12 protein-coding genes are annotated in these 16,279 nt (G+C 38.7%); 4 read left to right on the forward strand and 8 right to left on the reverse strand.

Annotation, left to right across the window (positions count from 1 at the left end; genetic code table 11):
* The gene (locus C9J41_RS06180) at positions 1 to 900 is read right to left on the reverse strand and encodes a chemotaxis protein (protein ID WP_107294349.1); all 900 of its coding nucleotides are present in this window, start codon (positions 898 to 900) and stop codon (positions 1 to 3) included.
* Positions 901 to 1,945: 1,045 nt separating this feature from the next.
* On the opposite strand from C9J41_RS06180, the gene C9J41_RS06185 reads away from it, so the two are divergent.
* The gene (locus C9J41_RS06185; RefSeq protein ID WP_107294350.1) at positions 1,946 to 2,602 is read left to right on the forward strand and encodes an SH3 domain-containing protein; all 657 of its coding nucleotides are present in this window, start codon (positions 1,946 to 1,948) and stop codon (positions 2,600 to 2,602) included.
* Positions 2,603 to 2,709: 107 nt separating this feature from the next.
* On the opposite strand, the gene C9J41_RS06190 is transcribed toward C9J41_RS06185, so the two are convergent.
* Positions 2,710 to 2,886 carry a DUF6435 family protein gene (locus C9J41_RS06190; RefSeq protein ID WP_006644842.1) on the reverse strand — a complete coding sequence of 59 codons (177 nt, stop codon included), beginning with the start codon at positions 2,884 to 2,886 and terminating at the stop codon, positions 2,710 to 2,712.
* 154 nt (positions 2,887 to 3,040) lie between these two features.
* Between C9J41_RS06190 and C9J41_RS06195 the strand changes: the two genes are divergently transcribed.
* Entirely contained in the window at positions 3,041 to 3,793 is a 753-nt protein-coding gene (locus C9J41_RS06195; RefSeq protein WP_107294351.1) for a TatD family hydrolase, read from the forward strand.
* 119 nt (positions 3,794 to 3,912) lie between these two features.
* On the opposite strand, the gene C9J41_RS06200 is transcribed toward C9J41_RS06195, so the two are convergent.
* The 6 genes from C9J41_RS06200 to C9J41_RS06225 all read right to left on the reverse strand — a co-directional run bounded on the left by C9J41_RS06200 (position 3,913) and on the right by C9J41_RS06225 (position 11,216).
* Positions 3,913 to 4,902: a hypothetical protein gene (locus C9J41_RS06200; protein WP_107294352.1), complete on the reverse strand. Its 990-nt coding sequence runs from the start codon at positions 4,900 to 4,902 to the stop codon at positions 3,913 to 3,915.
* A 216-nt stretch (positions 4,903 to 5,118) separates the two neighbouring features.
* Positions 5,119 to 5,559, reverse strand: coding sequence for a hypothetical protein (locus C9J41_RS06205; protein ID WP_107294353.1), 441 nt, complete (start codon positions 5,557 to 5,559; stop codon positions 5,119 to 5,121).
* A 190-nt stretch (positions 5,560 to 5,749) separates the two neighbouring features.
* Positions 5,750 to 7,129, reverse strand: a complete 1,380-nt coding sequence (locus tag C9J41_RS06210; RefSeq protein WP_107206799.1) for a D-alanyl-D-alanine carboxypeptidase family protein — start codon at positions 7,127 to 7,129, stop codon at positions 5,750 to 5,752.
* Positions 7,130 to 7,485: 356 nt separating this feature from the next.
* Positions 7,486 to 8,400 carry a DnaJ C-terminal domain-containing protein gene (locus C9J41_RS06215; RefSeq protein WP_107206709.1) on the reverse strand — a complete coding sequence of 305 codons (915 nt, stop codon included), beginning with the start codon at positions 8,398 to 8,400 and terminating at the stop codon, positions 7,486 to 7,488.
* 236 nt (positions 8,401 to 8,636) lie between these two features.
* Positions 8,637 to 10,532, reverse strand: coding sequence for a molecular chaperone DnaK (gene dnaK, locus C9J41_RS06220; RefSeq protein ID WP_107206708.1), 1,896 nt, complete (start codon positions 10,530 to 10,532; stop codon positions 8,637 to 8,639).
* 243 nt (positions 10,533 to 10,775) lie between these two features.
* The gene (locus C9J41_RS06225; RefSeq protein ID WP_107206707.1) at positions 10,776 to 11,216 is read right to left on the reverse strand and encodes an Hsp20 family protein; all 441 of its coding nucleotides are present in this window, start codon (positions 11,214 to 11,216) and stop codon (positions 10,776 to 10,778) included.
* Positions 11,217 to 11,872: 656 nt separating this feature from the next.
* On the opposite strand from C9J41_RS06225, the gene C9J41_RS06230 reads away from it, so the two are divergent.
* Both C9J41_RS06230 and C9J41_RS06235 read left to right on the forward strand, forming a co-directional pair.
* Positions 11,873 to 13,114: an efflux RND transporter periplasmic adaptor subunit gene (locus C9J41_RS06230; protein WP_107294354.1), complete on the forward strand. Its 1,242-nt coding sequence runs from the start codon at positions 11,873 to 11,875 to the stop codon at positions 13,112 to 13,114.
* Positions 13,115 to 13,116: 2 nt separating this feature from the next.
* The gene (locus C9J41_RS06235; protein ID WP_107294355.1) at positions 13,117 to 16,239 is read left to right on the forward strand and encodes an efflux RND transporter permease subunit; all 3,123 of its coding nucleotides are present in this window, start codon (positions 13,117 to 13,119) and stop codon (positions 16,237 to 16,239) included.
* Positions 16,240 to 16,279 lie beyond the last annotated feature (40 nt).

The raw sequence follows: 16,279 nt of genomic DNA on the forward strand, positions 1-16,279 counted from the left end.
CTACTTAAATGCTAAATGCTGCTCCGCCCCCCGAAGCATCGCATGTATTAATTCATTTGCTTCAAATTTTGTCAGTGCTTCTTGAGCACCAACTTGGTGTGCTTGAGACACACTTATTTCACTTGAAAGGGAGGTGTGTAAAATAATATAGGTTGAGACGAGCGCATCGGTGTTTTTGACATTGAATGCCAGCTCATACCCATCTAACCCTGGCATTTCGATATCACTAACCAAAATATGGAACGGATCGTTTGCTTGCGCAGCCGTTTGCATCATATTAAAAGCATCTTGCCCATTTTTGGCAACAAAGTAGGGCACACTGATACTATCAAGTGCTTGAGTTAATTGTTTTCTGGCGACGGCTGAGTCATCAACTAATAAGATTTTTAACGGACGTAAAATCTCACGTTCAATATCGGTAAGAGTAGGCAATAACGTTGAAGGATCATCTGGAAATATTTTAGAGAGAAGCAATTCAACATCTAGTAGTTGAATCAACTTATCGGCATCGCGCATAACACCAGTGACAAAAATATCGCTACCTAAATGTTGGGGAGGTGCTTCAATATTTTGCCAGTTACACTCGGTGATCCGTTCAATACCTCTGACTAAAAATCCAACTAACTTACGACGACAATCTGTAATGATAATAAAGCAACGTTGGCGCTCTTCAAGGCTGATAGCGGGATAACCAATTGCTTTGGCCATATCAATAACAGGGACAGTGTCGCCACGTAATGTAGTGGTGCCAAGTACGGTTGGGTGAGATTTTGGGATAACACTTAAATTTGTATAGGGTACGATTTCACGGACTTTAAGCGTACCAATCGCAAAGCTTTGTAGTGTGGACAGCTTAAAAAGTAACATCCCTTGTGATGCATTCGTTGCATTCTTTATCATACCGAATCCATTGCATAGATAATTTATGTTAATAATTCATTATAATAACACTATCGTAATTTATACCAAACGTTTATAAATAAAAATTCACAATTAATATATTAGTAAATTTCGATATTGATTATCTTTTTTCTGTCTTAACTGGTTTTCTATGCGTTCGAAATAAAGGACATCAAATTGTTTTTATCAATGAAAACTTGAAGCATGAGCTGATTTTTCATATTAATGTTGATTAATTAGGTATGACGTATGAAGAAGTGATGTCGAATAATATTCTTTCATCCTATTTTATAACTTACCTTAACCATCATAGTTTAGCGACTGATGTGAGTGAAGATTCACAGCAAAGATTACTGAATGAAAATAAAAGGATAATACTCTCTATTTTGATATCATGGAATTTGACGCAATTATAAACACAGAAACTTTTTATTATACAGTTGAAAAGATATTACTTGCCTTTATAGAGAGAAAAAGCAATATCAGCATATCTCATTAATTGGTGAATTTAGTGGTTTATATAATAAGCGATTTATCAATAACTATTGTTTAACAAAAAATCTTAATTATCATTGATTTAGATAGATTTAGGCATGCGAATTATAATCATAACGATATAAAAGTGATGAATTAATTAAAAAATCATCTTCATTGTTGTGTTCAACTTTTTATTCGGAGGGCTCAGCTATTCGTTATGGTGGAGTGAATTTGTTTTCATTACTGAAAAAATAATTCCTTGGGAATTAAATACATAATAAATTTTATTAATGAAAAATAAGTTATGCTTTTAGTGACTGACTATTTAGTTATGGTACTGAAAGTTATCAAGGTGAACTTATTAAGATAATGAATGTTATAGATAAAAAAATGTATGAGAATAAGAAAGCAAAATTGTAAAATAATTTACCTTGAATGAATTTAATTATTTGAGGTCTTGTTCATCTTCGATTAATTTAAGAGACATAATATATCTGTTACAGGTTATGCGTGGTCAACCAGTATTTTTGACCTTTTAAATTATGTCACTGTGCATAGAGGATATTTTATGAAACGTTCTATTCTAGCATTTGCAGGTATTGCCGCTGTAGCATGTATGAGTACTGCTGTGTGGGCTGCTAATAATACCACTGAAACTATCAAGCTATATCAAGAGCCTAATGTATCAGCTAAGGTAATTGAAACGATAAAAACAGATGTACCTTTGATCACTATCTATAAAAATGAGGGTTGGACAAAAGTCGGTGATCCAAGTAATGGTCAAACGGGTTGGATTCAAACAGTTGATTTGAAGAATGTAGATAGTGCATCAGCTAATGTACAACCAAACCAAACGACAAAAACGGTAAAAACCGATAATGGTGAAAAAACGGTTACTAAAGGGACAGTGCAGACTCCACAGGGCCCAATGAATTATGAGATTGTTCAATTTCAATCCAAAGGTGATAACGCCAAAGTAGATAAAGCATTCTTTAAACAGTTGCAGCAACAACAAATTGAAATGAATAATGTATTTGCAAACTCATGGAATGATATGGGGGGTATGCAAATGAATATGTCTAACTTAATGGCAAAACAACAGCAGCAAATGATGGAAATGCAAAAACAATTTCAGCAACTTACGCAGCAAACAACCGTGCCTTCCAATCATAAAATTGAATTAAAAGATGCAACACCAGCGCAGGTACAGCCAGCAGCGAAATAAGCTTATTTTTAGTTAAGCAAGAAAGCCTCCAATAGCTTTAACTCATAGAGTATAAAGGTTATTGGAGGCTTTTTTTTACTGAAATTAACAAGCCGTTTATGCAAAGCTCAGGTTTCAGATTGATTGAGGTGCTTGATTTGCTGAAATAGTTCATCAGCTTCTGCTGTTAAGCGGGAATAGGTTCTGATATCGCCATTCCTTTGAGCATGCATGGCTTCTTCAAGTAGCATTGAGTGGCGTTTCTTTAATTTTTTAGCGGGATTATTTTTAAACCAAGAAAACATGTATATAACTCCAATAATTATATTTATATCGTATACGCAGTATGCGTAATAAAAGATTAATTAAGCTAGAGACTAACTTTAATTATGTTAAGATTTTGAATAGTAAGCGTTATTATTTTTTATTGTTTGTCTTATCTCGATTTGGAATACTACTGTGTTAATTGATATTCACTGCCATTTAGAAGGTGTATTAGCGGTCGATAGGGAGCGGTTTTTTAAGCAAAGCGGCAAAATAGGTGCCGTATCTATGACCAAGGCAAGTGCGTTAGAGTTGATACGCTTAAAGCAACAATATTCAGAGCAGATTTATCTCTTTCTTGGTATTCACCCTGAGAAAGATGTCAGTGAACAAGAGATCCAAGCTGTTATCGATCTGATATACCAACATCGTCATTTATTATCTGGTATTGGTGAAATCGGCATTCCTTTTTTCTACTTAGACGAGAAAACAGAGCAAGAAAAACACCTTATTAAACAGCAGGGAAGTGAACGCTTAGCCCGTTTTGTTAAGATTGCAGCAGAGCTAGAACTACCTGTCAATTTGCATGTAGTAGAAGATGATATTCATTATGCGCTGCCTATTTTAAATACCTATCAAATCAAAGGGGCGTTGTTCCATTGGTATGAAGGCAGTGACGAAGACCTCGCCTTACTTCATCAACAAGCGCATTTCATTTCAGTAAGTCCTTGGATCTTTGTCGATCCTCATTACTTAGAGTTTGTTAAGAAAATTCCGCTTGATATGCTGTTGGTGGAGTCTGATTCGCCGTGTAAATACAATGGTGTGCAGGGGGAGCCAAACATGATCAATCAAGTGATTGACGTATTAGCAGAGCATCATCAATTATCACGGGATGTAATGGCGACACTAATCCATGAAAATACCCAACGCTTTCTGAGAATTTGAATCTGATGGTTTGCAGGTTGTTTTTGAGTGCGGATATCTAGTTGACATATGAAAAGCAAAGCCGCCTTTAATATATTAAATCATGGAATATATGAAAGGCGGCTTTTATTGTGCTGTGTTTAGCAAAGTAGAGGGTTGCGCTTGGTCGCTTTAAGTACCCCAAGTTTGCTCAATAACTGTTTTTCAATACGATTCGGTGAGCGTCTGAAATAGAACAAATACTCGGTCATAACAGTCAGTTCTGCTTTTTCATTAACCGTTAACGCATCTACGCTTGCTAGTAACAAATCAACAGACTCAAGCTCTGTTATTTCACATTGTTTCTTTTTATGAAGTTGCTCATAGAAGAACTCTAAATTGATATCACATTCTTGTTTATAGCTCTGTCTTACCGCAATTAAACGGAGTAAAGCAATAATGTAAGCTTGGCTCATCTCTTTAGCTTCAAGTTCTGCTAACTGGTTAAGTACGTACACGCGTGCCGAAATACGTAATCGCACTTCGCTAAGGGCTTTTTGTTGTACCCATGCGTCCCAAAACCCCGTAATTAACGTAGAAACCAACGGAATGTAAACACGCACGCTACTACGTGATAGTGATTTTTGTAGTAATGCCTTGATAATAAAATTACTGAGTATGTCTTTGCCGGTATACAAGGCAACTTTGATATAGCGAAATTTACTAAACTGTTTATAAGGTTTTATTCCATGAATATTCTCAACGGGCTCTGACAGCTCCATAACCGCACGCACTAATGATGCTTTCATTCTGTCACAAAACTGGTATTTAGCTGACGCACGATTGATGAGAATTGAAGTGGTAATAAATCCAACCTCAAATAGTAAAAATAATTCTAAGCTGATAAAGACAATGTTAATAACAACGAGTCTAAGTAGGTTATCTAAGGCTAACCAGTTTTCTCCGAGTAACTCTAAATAGATTTCGAAAGAAACGATAAAAAAGGTTGTGATGAATCCAATAAAAAAAGAAAGCACAACACATAACTGACACAGTTTTTTATCATTTATTGTTTTAAAGAGACCCTGAGTTATGGGTAAATAACGCTCAACACGTTTGAGTCCCCAGTTTTCAATTTTTGCTTCAATCATGTTGAATATATCAAGCTCTTATAGAACATAATAATAGGTGAGCATTTTAATTTGTTGAGGGTGAAACACATAACTAATTTCTATAAGCGGATTAAAAATACGCAGTTAGAAAAAATATCTAACTGCGATTTAAAATAATGAGTTGCTTTTAACGCATAATCACACAAGAAAAAGAATACAATGAAACAATGTTTATTGTAAGTGCTGCGTTAATTGCTACTTAGCAAGAAAACCAACGTGTGATAATTGTTTTTTTGCTGATTGTTCTGATGACTCATTTGATGATATTTGCGGTGTTTGTTCTGGCGTTTTCGCTGCTCGAGGAAGTAGACGGAACACGGGTTGACCATCTTCTTTTCTCACAAAAGCAACATCACGATAAAGTAGCTCGTTATCACTTTTAATGGCATCTAATTGTTGATCTTTAATCAGTGATAATGGGCCAATCATGGCTGTACAGTGATAGATTTTATGCTCGTAGTTATTAAATAATTTACAAGGTTGATCGAGTACAAAAGTTTCACCTGGTTCTAAATGACGGCTGTTTTCTACTGCGCGGTTGATGTCCGAGATGCTAGCAAATACTGTTGTTGATAAGCTTAATAACACAATACTCGCTAGCCTTGCTAAGGGATATTTCGATTTAAAAGTAGGCATAATGATTATCCAAACAAAAAGCCAATACCTTATTCATTTCGACTAAAATATTGGCTTTATTAGTATGATGGCTATTAAGACGGGAGTGTACTTCCGTCATGGGAAAATAAAAAGACAATTATCACAACGTCGTTTTTATTTACCACCGAGTGTTTGTTCTATAATCCAAACCCCGCCTAATTTTCTGAGTCTACAGCCCGTGAGATGCTAGCAAGTTATGGGTGTACATTGAGATACTAGCCCAGATTCGGGTGAACCAGCCGCCTTGCTGAACACTGTTGAGCGCGACAAGTGGTTCGGTTTTAATAACTTTGCCATTATAAGTGACAGTCATTTCGCCTAATTTTTCACCCTTATCAACCGGTGCTTTGATGTCATGGTCAAATTGGAGATCAGTTTTCAGACCTTTTTCATCAACACTTGAAGGAAGAACCAAGGTTAATGGCTTCTCAAGACCTAAAGAGACTTTATCTTGTTGTCCTCCCCAAACGTGTTGTTCAGAAAGTTTGCTGTTTGCTGCATATAAAGTGTCTTGCTTGAAGAAGCGGAAGCCATAATTGAATAGCCCTTTGCTTTGCGCTGCGACATCATTCAGTGATTGCGTGCCCAGAACAACCGCAACCAACTTCATTGGGTTATCTGGCATTTGAGCAGAGCTTACCAGAGAGTACCCAGCGGCTTCTGTACTACCCGTTTTCATACCCGTCGCATATTGATAAGTGAACAATAAGCGATTGAAATTTGGTTGGCGGATATGATTGTATTCAAAATACTTCTGACTGAAAAAATGAAAGTATTGAGGGTAGTCGTTCATGATGTGCTCTCCGAGAAGACCAAGATCATAAGCGGTTGAGAAATGTGCAGGTGCTGGCAGACCCATAACGGTGGTGAAGTGGGTATTGTGCATACCTAACTTCACTGCCGTCGCGTTCATCATCGAAACGAATGAAGATTGCGATCCCGCGACGTAATTAGCCAGTGTTACAGCGGCATCGTTCCCCGATTCAACAATTACACCCTGAATAAGATCTTTCACTGACACATAAGAGCCGGGCTTCAAGAACATTCTTGAACCACCAGTGCGCCACGCGACTTCTGGTACGAGTACTTTTGAGTCAAGTGAGATTACACCGTCAGCCAGTTTTTGCTCAACAATGTACATTAGCATTAACTTCGTGGTGCTGGCTGGAGCCATACGCATGTTGCCATTGTTGGATGCAATAATTTGTCCAGTGTTGGCATCGATTAAAATGAACGCCCGTGCTTTAAGACTAGGTGGGAATACGCCTGTCTGAGCCCACTTCTGTACCATAGTTTGTGGGATCCCATTCGCACCGCCGGCTTCTGCTGGAGCAGGAGGCACTTGCACATTTTCTGGGATATTGACTTTTACGTCGATAGCACCAAAGTTATTAAGTGGAGCTTTTGCTTCTTTGTATTGTGTTGCCGCATAGTAATCACTATCAGGCATGGTGTTCGCCGCATCGTTGCTAGGCGTGGCAAATACTGTACTGGAGGAAAATAATGCAGCGATTGCTACTGCTAAGGAAAGCTGTTTAATAGTTGTCATAAGGGTTTTAAATTTACAGTTATTCACAAAAAGCGCGATATAAAAAAGCGATTAGATTGGATACTGACTTCAGCAGGTAATTACTGCCCGTTGAGTCTATCCATCACTACCACGGCAATGGTGAGTGCTTTTCCGTTCTATTCAGCTTTACGATGACTTTGGTCACGGACCGCATTATCCATAATGATGTCCTGAGCGAGTGACCTGAATACTGTTGATAGCTATAACCAATCATGGTGCTTAAGCCCTGCCTTCTCAGCAAGTCATGCGTTCCCCGTATTGGTTATAGCCCTCGTATCTTGTCTACTTCTATCCTACCAGCTGAATCATTATGGAAACCTGAACGATAATGATGTTTATGCAGCAGCAAATTCGGCAAGTAGTTCTTTTTGACGTTCACTTAGGTTTTGTGGTGTTTCAATGACTAATTGAACAATTAAATCGCCAGTGTTGCCTTTACGATCTGTGACTCCTTTGCCTTTTAGGCGGAATTTACGACCGGTTTGTGTCCCTTCAGGGATCTTAAGGCTAATCGCACCATTTAAGGTATTTACTTCAATCTTGCCACCTAATGCAGCAGTCACAAAGTCGGTAGTCGCTTTACAATGTAAATTATTACCTTCGCGCGTGTAACGTGGATGAGGGCGAATATTCATTTGAATAAATACATCACCTTGCGGGCCACCGTTGATGCCAGGGTGACCTTTACCACTTAAGCGAATTCGACCGCCATCTTCAATGCCTGCAGGGATTTTGATATTCAGCTTTTTATTTACTTGGCTTGTGCCTTCAAATACGGGTAAATCAATAACACGAGATGCACCGCTAATTGCATCTTCTAAATCAATTTCCATGGTGTATTGAAGATCTTCGCCTTTTTGTGGGCGAGTGGAATGACGGCTACCAAATCCTCCACGACCACCGCGAGCATTTGAGAACATATCACCAAATGCGCCACCAAAAATATCTTCAAAATCACCGTAACCGCCACCTTGGAAACCACCGTGATGACCGCCACCATGATGTCCACCGCCCATACCTGGGTTATCAAACGCAGCATGACCAAATTGATCGTAGGCTGTGCGCTTTTCTTTGTCGGTTAAAATTTCGTAAGCTGCTTTTACTTCTTTAAATTTGTCTGCAGCCGTTGGATCATCCGGATTTTTGTCTGGGTGAAACTTCATTGCGAGCTTTTTGTACGCTTTTTTAATTTCCTTTTCTGATGCCGTTTTGGCGACACCTAGAACTTCATAAAAATCACGTTTTGACATTAGTAACACCTCTTATCTCAACTGAGATAACTATCTGGAATATTCTTTGCTAATCATACCTAAAAACGATAGCTGATTTAAGCGTAATCAACGATTAAAGGCACAGATAGTTAGCCAAATTAGATTTACATTTTGTCTGTTGTTATTGTAGAAAAGGGCGAGAGATGTTGATCTCTTCGCCCGTCTCTATTCATTGCGATTGATTGCTACCAATGATAGCAAACTATCGTGAGTAATTACTTCACTTCTTCAAACTCTGCATCTACAACATCGTCGTCTTTTGCATTGCTCTGAGCATCAGCTTGTTGCTGAGTGTTCGCTTGAGTTTGGGCATGCTCCATTAGCTTTTGTGCTGCAGTCATCAATGCTTGAGTGTGTTTTTCAATGGCGTCTTTATCATCGCCAGATTTCACACTCTCAAGTGCAGAGATAGCTGCTTCAACGCTTTCTTTATCTGTTGCTGGTAAATTATCGCCTGCTTCAGTTAACTGTTTGCGTGTGCTGTGGATCATGTGGTCAGCTTGGTTACGCGCTGTGACCAGTTGTTCAAATTGCATATCAGCGTCTTTGTTCGCTTCAGCTTCTTGAACCATTTTCTCAATCTCAGCCTCAGTTAAACCACCTGATGCTTGAATCGTGATTTTTTGTGCTTTGCCTGTCGCCTTATCGGTTGCTGATACATTCAATATACCATCAGCATCTAAGTCGAATGTCACTTCAATTTGTGGCATACCACGAGGTGCTGCTTGAATACCTTCAAGGTTGAATTGACCAAGTGACTTATTGTGCATCGCTTGCTTACGTTCACCTTGTAGTACGTGAATGGTGACCGCACTTTGGTTATCTTCCGCCGTTGAGAACACTTGTTCAGCTTTGGTTGGGATCGTGGTGTTCTTATTAATCAATGCTGTCATCACACCACCCATGGTTTCAATACCAAAGGATAATGGTGTTACATCAAGAAGAAGCACATCTTTCACATCACCCGCTAATACACCACCTTGAATTGCAGCGCCCATAGCAACAGCTTCATCAGGGTTTACATCTTTACGTGGCTCTTTACCAAAGAAATCAGCAACGGTTTTCTGTACTAGTGGCATACGTGTTTGACCACCCACTAAGATAACGTCAGTGATATCACTTACATTCAAGTTAGCGTCTTTAAGTGCTGATTTTACAGGGCTTAAAGTACCTTGTACTAGCTCATCAACCAGTGATTCCAATTTTGCACGTGTGATCTTAATATTCATGTGCTTAGGACCAGTAGCGTCCGCAGTCACATAAGGTAGATTCACATCTGTTTGTTGTGCAGAAGAAAGCTCAATTTTTGCTTTTTCAGCGGCTTCTTTTACACGTTGCATTGCAAGTGGATCATTGCGTAAATCAATACCTTGATCTTTCTTAAATTCATCAACAAGGTAGTTGATCATACGAGTATCGAAATCTTCACCACCAAGGTGTGTATCACCATTGGTTGCTAACACTTCAAAGGTTTGCTCGCCATCAACGTTATCAATTTCGATAATAGAAATATCAAAGGTACCGCCACCTAAGTCGTACACTGCGATAGTGCGATCGCCACCTTTTTTATCTAAACCATAAGCAAGCGCTGCTGCTGTTGGCTCATTGATAATACGTTTAACTTCCAGCCCAGCAATACGGCCAGCATCTTTGGTTGCCTGACGCTGTGCATCATTAAAGTAAGCAGGTACTGTAATTACCGCAGCAGTTACTTTTTCACCTAAGTATTCTTCTGCTGTTTTCTTCATTTTTTTCAAAACTTCAGCAGAAACCTGAGGTGCCGCCATTTTTTGACCTTTTGCTTCTACCCATGCATCGCCGTTGTCAGCTTTAACAATTTTGTATGGCATAACAGAAAGATCACGTTGAATTTCTTCGTCTTCAAAACGACGACCAATTAAACGCTTAATAGCAAATAACGTATTTTCAGGATTGGTTACTGCCTGACGTTTTGCAGGTTGACCAACTAAGGTTTCACCATCTGTATATGCGATCACAGAAGCTGTAGTACGTTCACCTTCCGCATTTTCAATAACACGTGGCATGTCGCCGTCTAATACAGAAACACAAGAGTTAGTTGTACCTAAGTCAATACCGATAATTTTACTCATAAATCTTTTCCTCATTGTATCGCATTGATTAGTTATTCTTATCTGAACTATGTTCGATATTTTATTGGGGATAAGAATGTTGTTGGTTGAAGTGCTGACTTCAAGCCAAAGATCAATGCAATTTAAATATGATTTCCCGATAGGGGATGAATATAGTGAGCTATCAACCTGTCGAATTTAGGTCGAAAAAAGGTGATAGCTCTAAATATGTTATCTACTCAAGGCTAATTAATAGCGTTGAAATTATTCTTCAGTTGGCAGTGTCGCCGCTTTACCGATAGAAATTTTACGTGGTTGCATTGCTTCAGGTACTTCACGTTCTAAATCGATATGAAGTAAACCATTCTCTAAGTTTGCACCAACAACTTTTACGTAATCTGCAAGTTGGAATTTACGTTCAAAGTTACGCTCAGCAATACCTTGATAGATAAAATTTTTGTTTTCTTCAGGAGCCTTAGTTCCTGTTACAACAAGCATATTTTCATTTTGAGTAAGATCTAAGCGATCCTCAGAGAAACCAGCCACCGCCATTGTAATGCGGTAATTATTCTCGTCAGTTTGCTCGATATTGTACGGAGGGTATCCGGTTGCCTGTGCTTTGTTGTTGCTTGCTTCAACGAGGTTGAATAAGCGATCAAAACCAATAGCGTGGCGGTATAGGGGAGTGAAATCTACATTACGCATAATAACTATCCTCAATAATAAGCAATAGTCTTAGTGTCGACAGAAGGTATATAAAGTTGTCGTTTATCACTAAGTGGATCTGTCTAAGATCCGTAAAAACAAAACTAATAAGGGTTTCCCTAATAAGGCGAATCCTATTAGCATTTCGAACTCCATTTGGCAGTTCGTGTAATTAATATATGCTTCCGTGATTGTGCGGTCAATACTTTTTAATAAGTTTTTCTAATCTTTTTGTTGGTTGGTGTATAACTGATTGATTTCACAAGTTAACCATAACTAAAAAAGTTTAGCTTCTCTCTCAATATGTACGATTTACAGCTTTAATAAAGGTAAATTGGTTTATTCAAATGGTGTCTCTACACAAGAAATAAGGGTTGGAAAGTGATTTTCAAGGGGCTGTAATGCGTAAAGTTCAACCTTTAATTACTTGGGTTAAACGTTTTAAAAGTATGGTGTGTGCAGATAAAGTAGTAATGATAGATCACATAATTAACGATGGGATGTATAAATATTCAAAAATAAGAATGACATAGTGAACAAACTCACACTCTATTACGTACGGTTTAATATTACGTTTCTACTTTTGAGCATTCATCTATGCTCTACAATAGAAACAAGATCTGATTATTGAAATGCGCTGATTAGGGATTAAAAGCATGCATGTAATGGTAAGACGATTACTACCTTTGGTTATTATCGCAATATTTATTGTGGCGTCAGTGTTGTTGATAAATACCAAAAAACGCCCAGAGCAGCAAAAAGTTACAGTGCAGCCTCCTGTTTTAGAAGTGATTAAAATACAAAAACAAGATGTGCAACTCACCGTAGGTTCATATGGAATTGTTGAACCCAAGCAAAAAGCAGAAGTTGTCTCTGAAGTCGTCGGTTCGGTCAAATACATTTCTCCTGATTTTGCTGTGGGCAAGTTCGTTACAAAAGGAGAGTTATTAGCACGTTTAGATGATAGCGACTATCATGCCGATCTTGCTCAAGCTGAAGCGACATTGGCACAAGCACAAGCGAAATTAAAAGAAGAAATTGCGCGAGGGAAAGTCGCTAAAAAGATCTTACGTGATGTATCTGTGAATAAACAAACCTCTCTTGGTTTACGTGAACCGCAACGCAAACAAGAAGAAGCCAATGTAAAGTTTGCACAAGCGGCTGTAGAGCGTGCTAAACGTAATCTGACTAAAACAGAAATACGTGCTCCTTTTGATAGTTTAGTGACAGCGAAAGAAATCAATATCGGTAGTTATGTAACGAAAGGTAAGTTAATTGGCGAGTTGTATGGTACTCAAACGGCTGAAATTCGTTTACCTATCACGCCGCAATCAATGGCTTATCTTGATTTACCCCGTCTTGAAACCACAAAGATCACCTTAGAATCTCAATATAACGAAGTGAAAGTGATTCAATGGGCGGCACAGTTAGTACGTAATGAAGGTGTAATTGATAAAGATAATCGAATGATTTATCTCGTCGCAGAAGTCAACGACCCTTATAACCGTCATACATCCCTCGTTAATAACACATCCTCTTTTTCATTACCTATTTTGCAATTTGGTACATTCGTAACAACAAAGATCCAAGGGCGAAAAGTCAGTGATGTGATTAAGTTACCGCGCCACGTTGTTCGCTCTGAGCAGGTCATTGTGGTTGATGCGGATAATAAAACCACAACTCGAAAGGTGCATGTAGTCCGTTCAGATAAAGAAAATGCTTATATTATCGGGGGACTAAAAGATGGAGAGTTAGTTTCCTTAATAAGCCCTGATAGCTTAATAGATGGCACTGAAGTTACAACGGTGATGAGTAAAAGTTATTCCCCTGATATTTCACCACTAATGGCTGCCGATAACAAAGAGGTAAATCCTAACGTCGTGAATAAGGGAGAATAGCGATGAAAGAAAAAGGATTAATTGCTTGGTTTACCCATAATCATGTTGCTGCCAATCTACTCATGTTGCTTGTTATTTTAGGTGGCTTATTTTCTATTAGTTTAATTAATAAAGAAATTTTCCCCGCTTTTGCTTTGAATCGCATTATGATCACAGCAAGTTATCCTGGCGCGTCTCCTGAAGATATAGAACAAAGCATCAACATTAAAATTGAACAATCGCTCGATAATGTAAAAAACATCAAGCGGATTGAATCTGTCGCTTCTCAAGGCTTGGCTTCATTGACTTTAGAGCTTGATACGGGAGCCGATCTTGAGAAAGTGCTAGATGATGTCAAACAACAAATTGCTGCCATTACGACGTTTCCAGTCAATATGGAAACGCCATTGATCAAGCGGGCTGAATTTACCAGTAATGTCATGTTCATTTCGCTTTATGGCAATCTCAATGAAAGACAATTAAAAGAATATGCCAAACAAGTTCGAGACGATATTTTACTCGAAAGCAGTGCTTCTGACGTTGTCGTTTCAGGCGTAAAAGATTATGAAATAGCGATAGATGTCTCTGAAAATGCGCTAAGAAAGTATGGTTTAACCTTTGAGCAAGTCGCGAATGTTGTTCAACAGCGCTCTATAGATTTACCCGGTGGCATTATTAAAGCTAAAGATGGTGATTTATTGGTTCGAACTAACGGTCAACTGTATAGCGGTGAGGCGTTTTCATCGATTGTTTTACGCACACGCTCAGACGGTAGCCGATTATTATTATCAGATGTCGCCACTGTTTCAGACGGTTTTGTTGAAAATAGGGTTTTAAATCGTTTTAATCGCCAACGAGCCGCAGTTATTCAAGTACGAAACTTAACGGATGAAGATGCGACTAAAATCTCACATCAAGTCAGTGAGTATATAGCCAAAAAGCAAGCTCAATTACCTTTGGGTGTCTATCTCGACACCTGGGGAGATATGTCACATTATTTGGAAGGGCGTTTGAATATGATGCTTTCCAATATGCTATATGGTGGCATATTAGTCTTTGTTATTCTTGCTCTTTTTCTTGATATACGCGTTGCGTTTTGGGTCATATTAGGGATCCCATTTTGTTTCCTTGGTACGCTTTTGTTTATGCCAACGCCGTTTATTGCGGTATCAATTAATCTTATCTCGCTGTTTGGTTTTATTTTAGTGCTAGGGATAGTTGTTGATGATGCAATAGTGGTGGGAGAAAGTGTTTACAGTGAAATTGAAGACAAAGGGCAAGGTATTGATAACGTTATAGCTGGGGCGAAGAAAGTCGCTATTCCTGCAACATTTGGCGTCTTAACGACCATGGCGGCGTTTATCCCCATGTTGATTTCGGATGCGCCTCGCACTGAGTTTTTCAAAGCTATCGCATGGATTGTATTGCTGTGTTTAAGCTTTTCTTTGATAGAGTCAAAACTTATCCTTCCTGCACATTTAGCGCGTATGCGTTTAACGCCGCCGAGCAAGACACCTCATTTACTTTCACGCTTAAAATTGCGTTTTAACAATGCAGTCGATCGGTTTATAAATTATAACTATCGTCGATTTATTACCCTGTGTACGAGGCATCGCTATAGTGTCTTAGCGACGTTTTCTGGCATCTTAATGCTTGCTATCGCACTTGTGGTAAGTGGCCAATTACGATGGGTCTTTTTTCCTAATCTTCCATCTGATTATATTCAAGTAAATGTAGATATGGATGTGTCTTCTTCTGATGAAAATAACGCGCGTGTTGCGGCTCAAATAGAAGATGCATTGTATCAAGCAGATGCCAAAATATATCAAGAGCTGGGTGTGAATGTGGTAAAACACACTTTTATGAATATGGCGAATCGGCAAGATTTATTTATCTTAGCCGAGCTCCATAAAACAGAAACGTTACCGATCAGTAGCTTTGAAATATTAAAACAATGGCAAGCACAAATGCCACCTTTAGTCGGAGTGAAAAATATTACCTATGATGCCTCGATTGATCGTAAGCAAAGTGATTTACAGTTTAGTTTAAAAGGCGAAAATTTAACGCAACTTGCTGCCGCATCGAAAGCAATGCAACAACTGTTATCTGAATATGATGGCACGTTAAATATTAAAGATGATCTCTCATCACCAATACCAGAAGTGAAATTACAATTAACCGCAGTAGGGGAAGCATTAGGCTTATCATTATCAGCATTAGCCAACCAAGTTCGTCATGCTTTTTTTGGTTACGAAGCACAGCGTGTTTTGCGTAATAATGAAGAGGTTAAAGTCATGGTGCGTTATCCGCAACAAGAACGCAGTACGATTGGATATTTGGAGAACATGAAGGTGAGATTACCAAGTGGCAAGTTTGTCCCTTTTACTGAGGTTGCCACGGCTAATATTGAATCTTCTTATACCAGCATCAATCGGGTTGATCGAAAACGATCTGTGATTGTGTCTGCCAATGTTGATAAAGCACAAACATCACCGTCTGAGATCTATAATGATATTCTGACAAATAAACTCGATACATTACAACAGCAATACCCTGATATTAAGATAGCGTTAGATGGTCGAGCAAAAGATGAAAAAAATACCAAAGGTAGTTTAATTCGTGATGCTTTACTGGCTCTTCTCACTATATTCGCTTTAATGGCGATTCCGCTGCGATCTTATAGCCAGCCATTGATTATTATGTCTGTGATCCCATTCGGTATTATCGGCGCAATAGCTGGGCACTATATTGCTGGGCTTACCCTTAATTTACTCAGTGTGTTTGGAATTTTGGCGTTAGCTGGGGTTGTGGTCAATGACTCGTTAGTGTTAGTTACCTTTATTAATCGAGCATTAAAGCAAGGCGTTGACTTACAACAAGCGGTTATTGATGCGGGGTGTGCACGATTTAGGGCGATTGTATTAACGTCATTAACGACCTTTTTTGGTCTCGCGCCTATTTTATTAGAAGATAGCTTACAAGCACAGATCGTGATCCCGATGGCAACATCATTAGCCTTTGGGATTTTATTTGCCACCGTTGTGACCTTACTATTAGTGCCATCATTGTATTTAATATTACAAGATGTTAAATCAGTAATAAGGCGGTTTTATCACTGGTGGTGGCAACCACGCACATCCGAGTAAATTGCGTCAAAGGATGGACGTGGTTACATTTAACGAGGTA

The organism is Photobacterium sp. GB-50, assembly GCF_003026755.1.
Lineage (GTDB): Bacteria > Pseudomonadota > Gammaproteobacteria > Enterobacterales > Vibrionaceae > Photobacterium.

Bases quoted from the DNA above. Each gene is read 5' to 3' on its own strand.
- C9J41_RS06180 (WP_107294349.1), bottom strand. From the start codon at position 900: ATGATAAAGAATGCAACGAATGCATCACAAGGGATGTTACTTTTTAAG.
- C9J41_RS06185 (WP_107294350.1), top strand. From the start codon at position 1,946: ATGAAACGTTCTATTCTAGCATTTGCAGGTATTGCCGCTGTAGCATGT.
- C9J41_RS06190 (WP_006644842.1), bottom strand. From the start codon at position 2,886: ATGTTTTCTTGGTTTAAAAATAATCCCGCTAAAAAATTAAAGAAACGC.
- C9J41_RS06200 (WP_107294352.1), bottom strand. From the start codon at position 4,902: ATGATTGAAGCAAAAATTGAAAACTGGGGACTCAAACGTGTTGAGCGT.
- C9J41_RS06205 (WP_107294353.1), bottom strand. From the start codon at position 5,559: ATGCCTACTTTTAAATCGAAATATCCCTTAGCAAGGCTAGCGAGTATT.
- C9J41_RS06210 (WP_107206799.1), bottom strand. From the start codon at position 7,129: ATGACAACTATTAAACAGCTTTCCTTAGCAGTAGCAATCGCTGCATTA.
- C9J41_RS06215 (WP_107206709.1), bottom strand. From the start codon at position 8,400: ATGTCAAAACGTGATTTTTATGAAGTTCTAGGTGTCGCCAAAACGGCA.
- dnaK (WP_107206708.1), bottom strand. From the start codon at position 10,532: ATGAGTAAAATTATCGGTATTGACTTAGGTACAACTAACTCTTGTGTT.
- C9J41_RS06225 (WP_107206707.1), bottom strand. From the start codon at position 11,216: ATGCGTAATGTAGATTTCACTCCCCTATACCGCCACGCTATTGGTTTT.
- C9J41_RS06230 (WP_107294354.1), top strand. From the start codon at position 11,873: ATGCATGTAATGGTAAGACGATTACTACCTTTGGTTATTATCGCAATA.
- C9J41_RS06235 (WP_107294355.1), top strand. From the start codon at position 13,117: ATGAAAGAAAAAGGATTAATTGCTTGGTTTACCCATAATCATGTTGCT.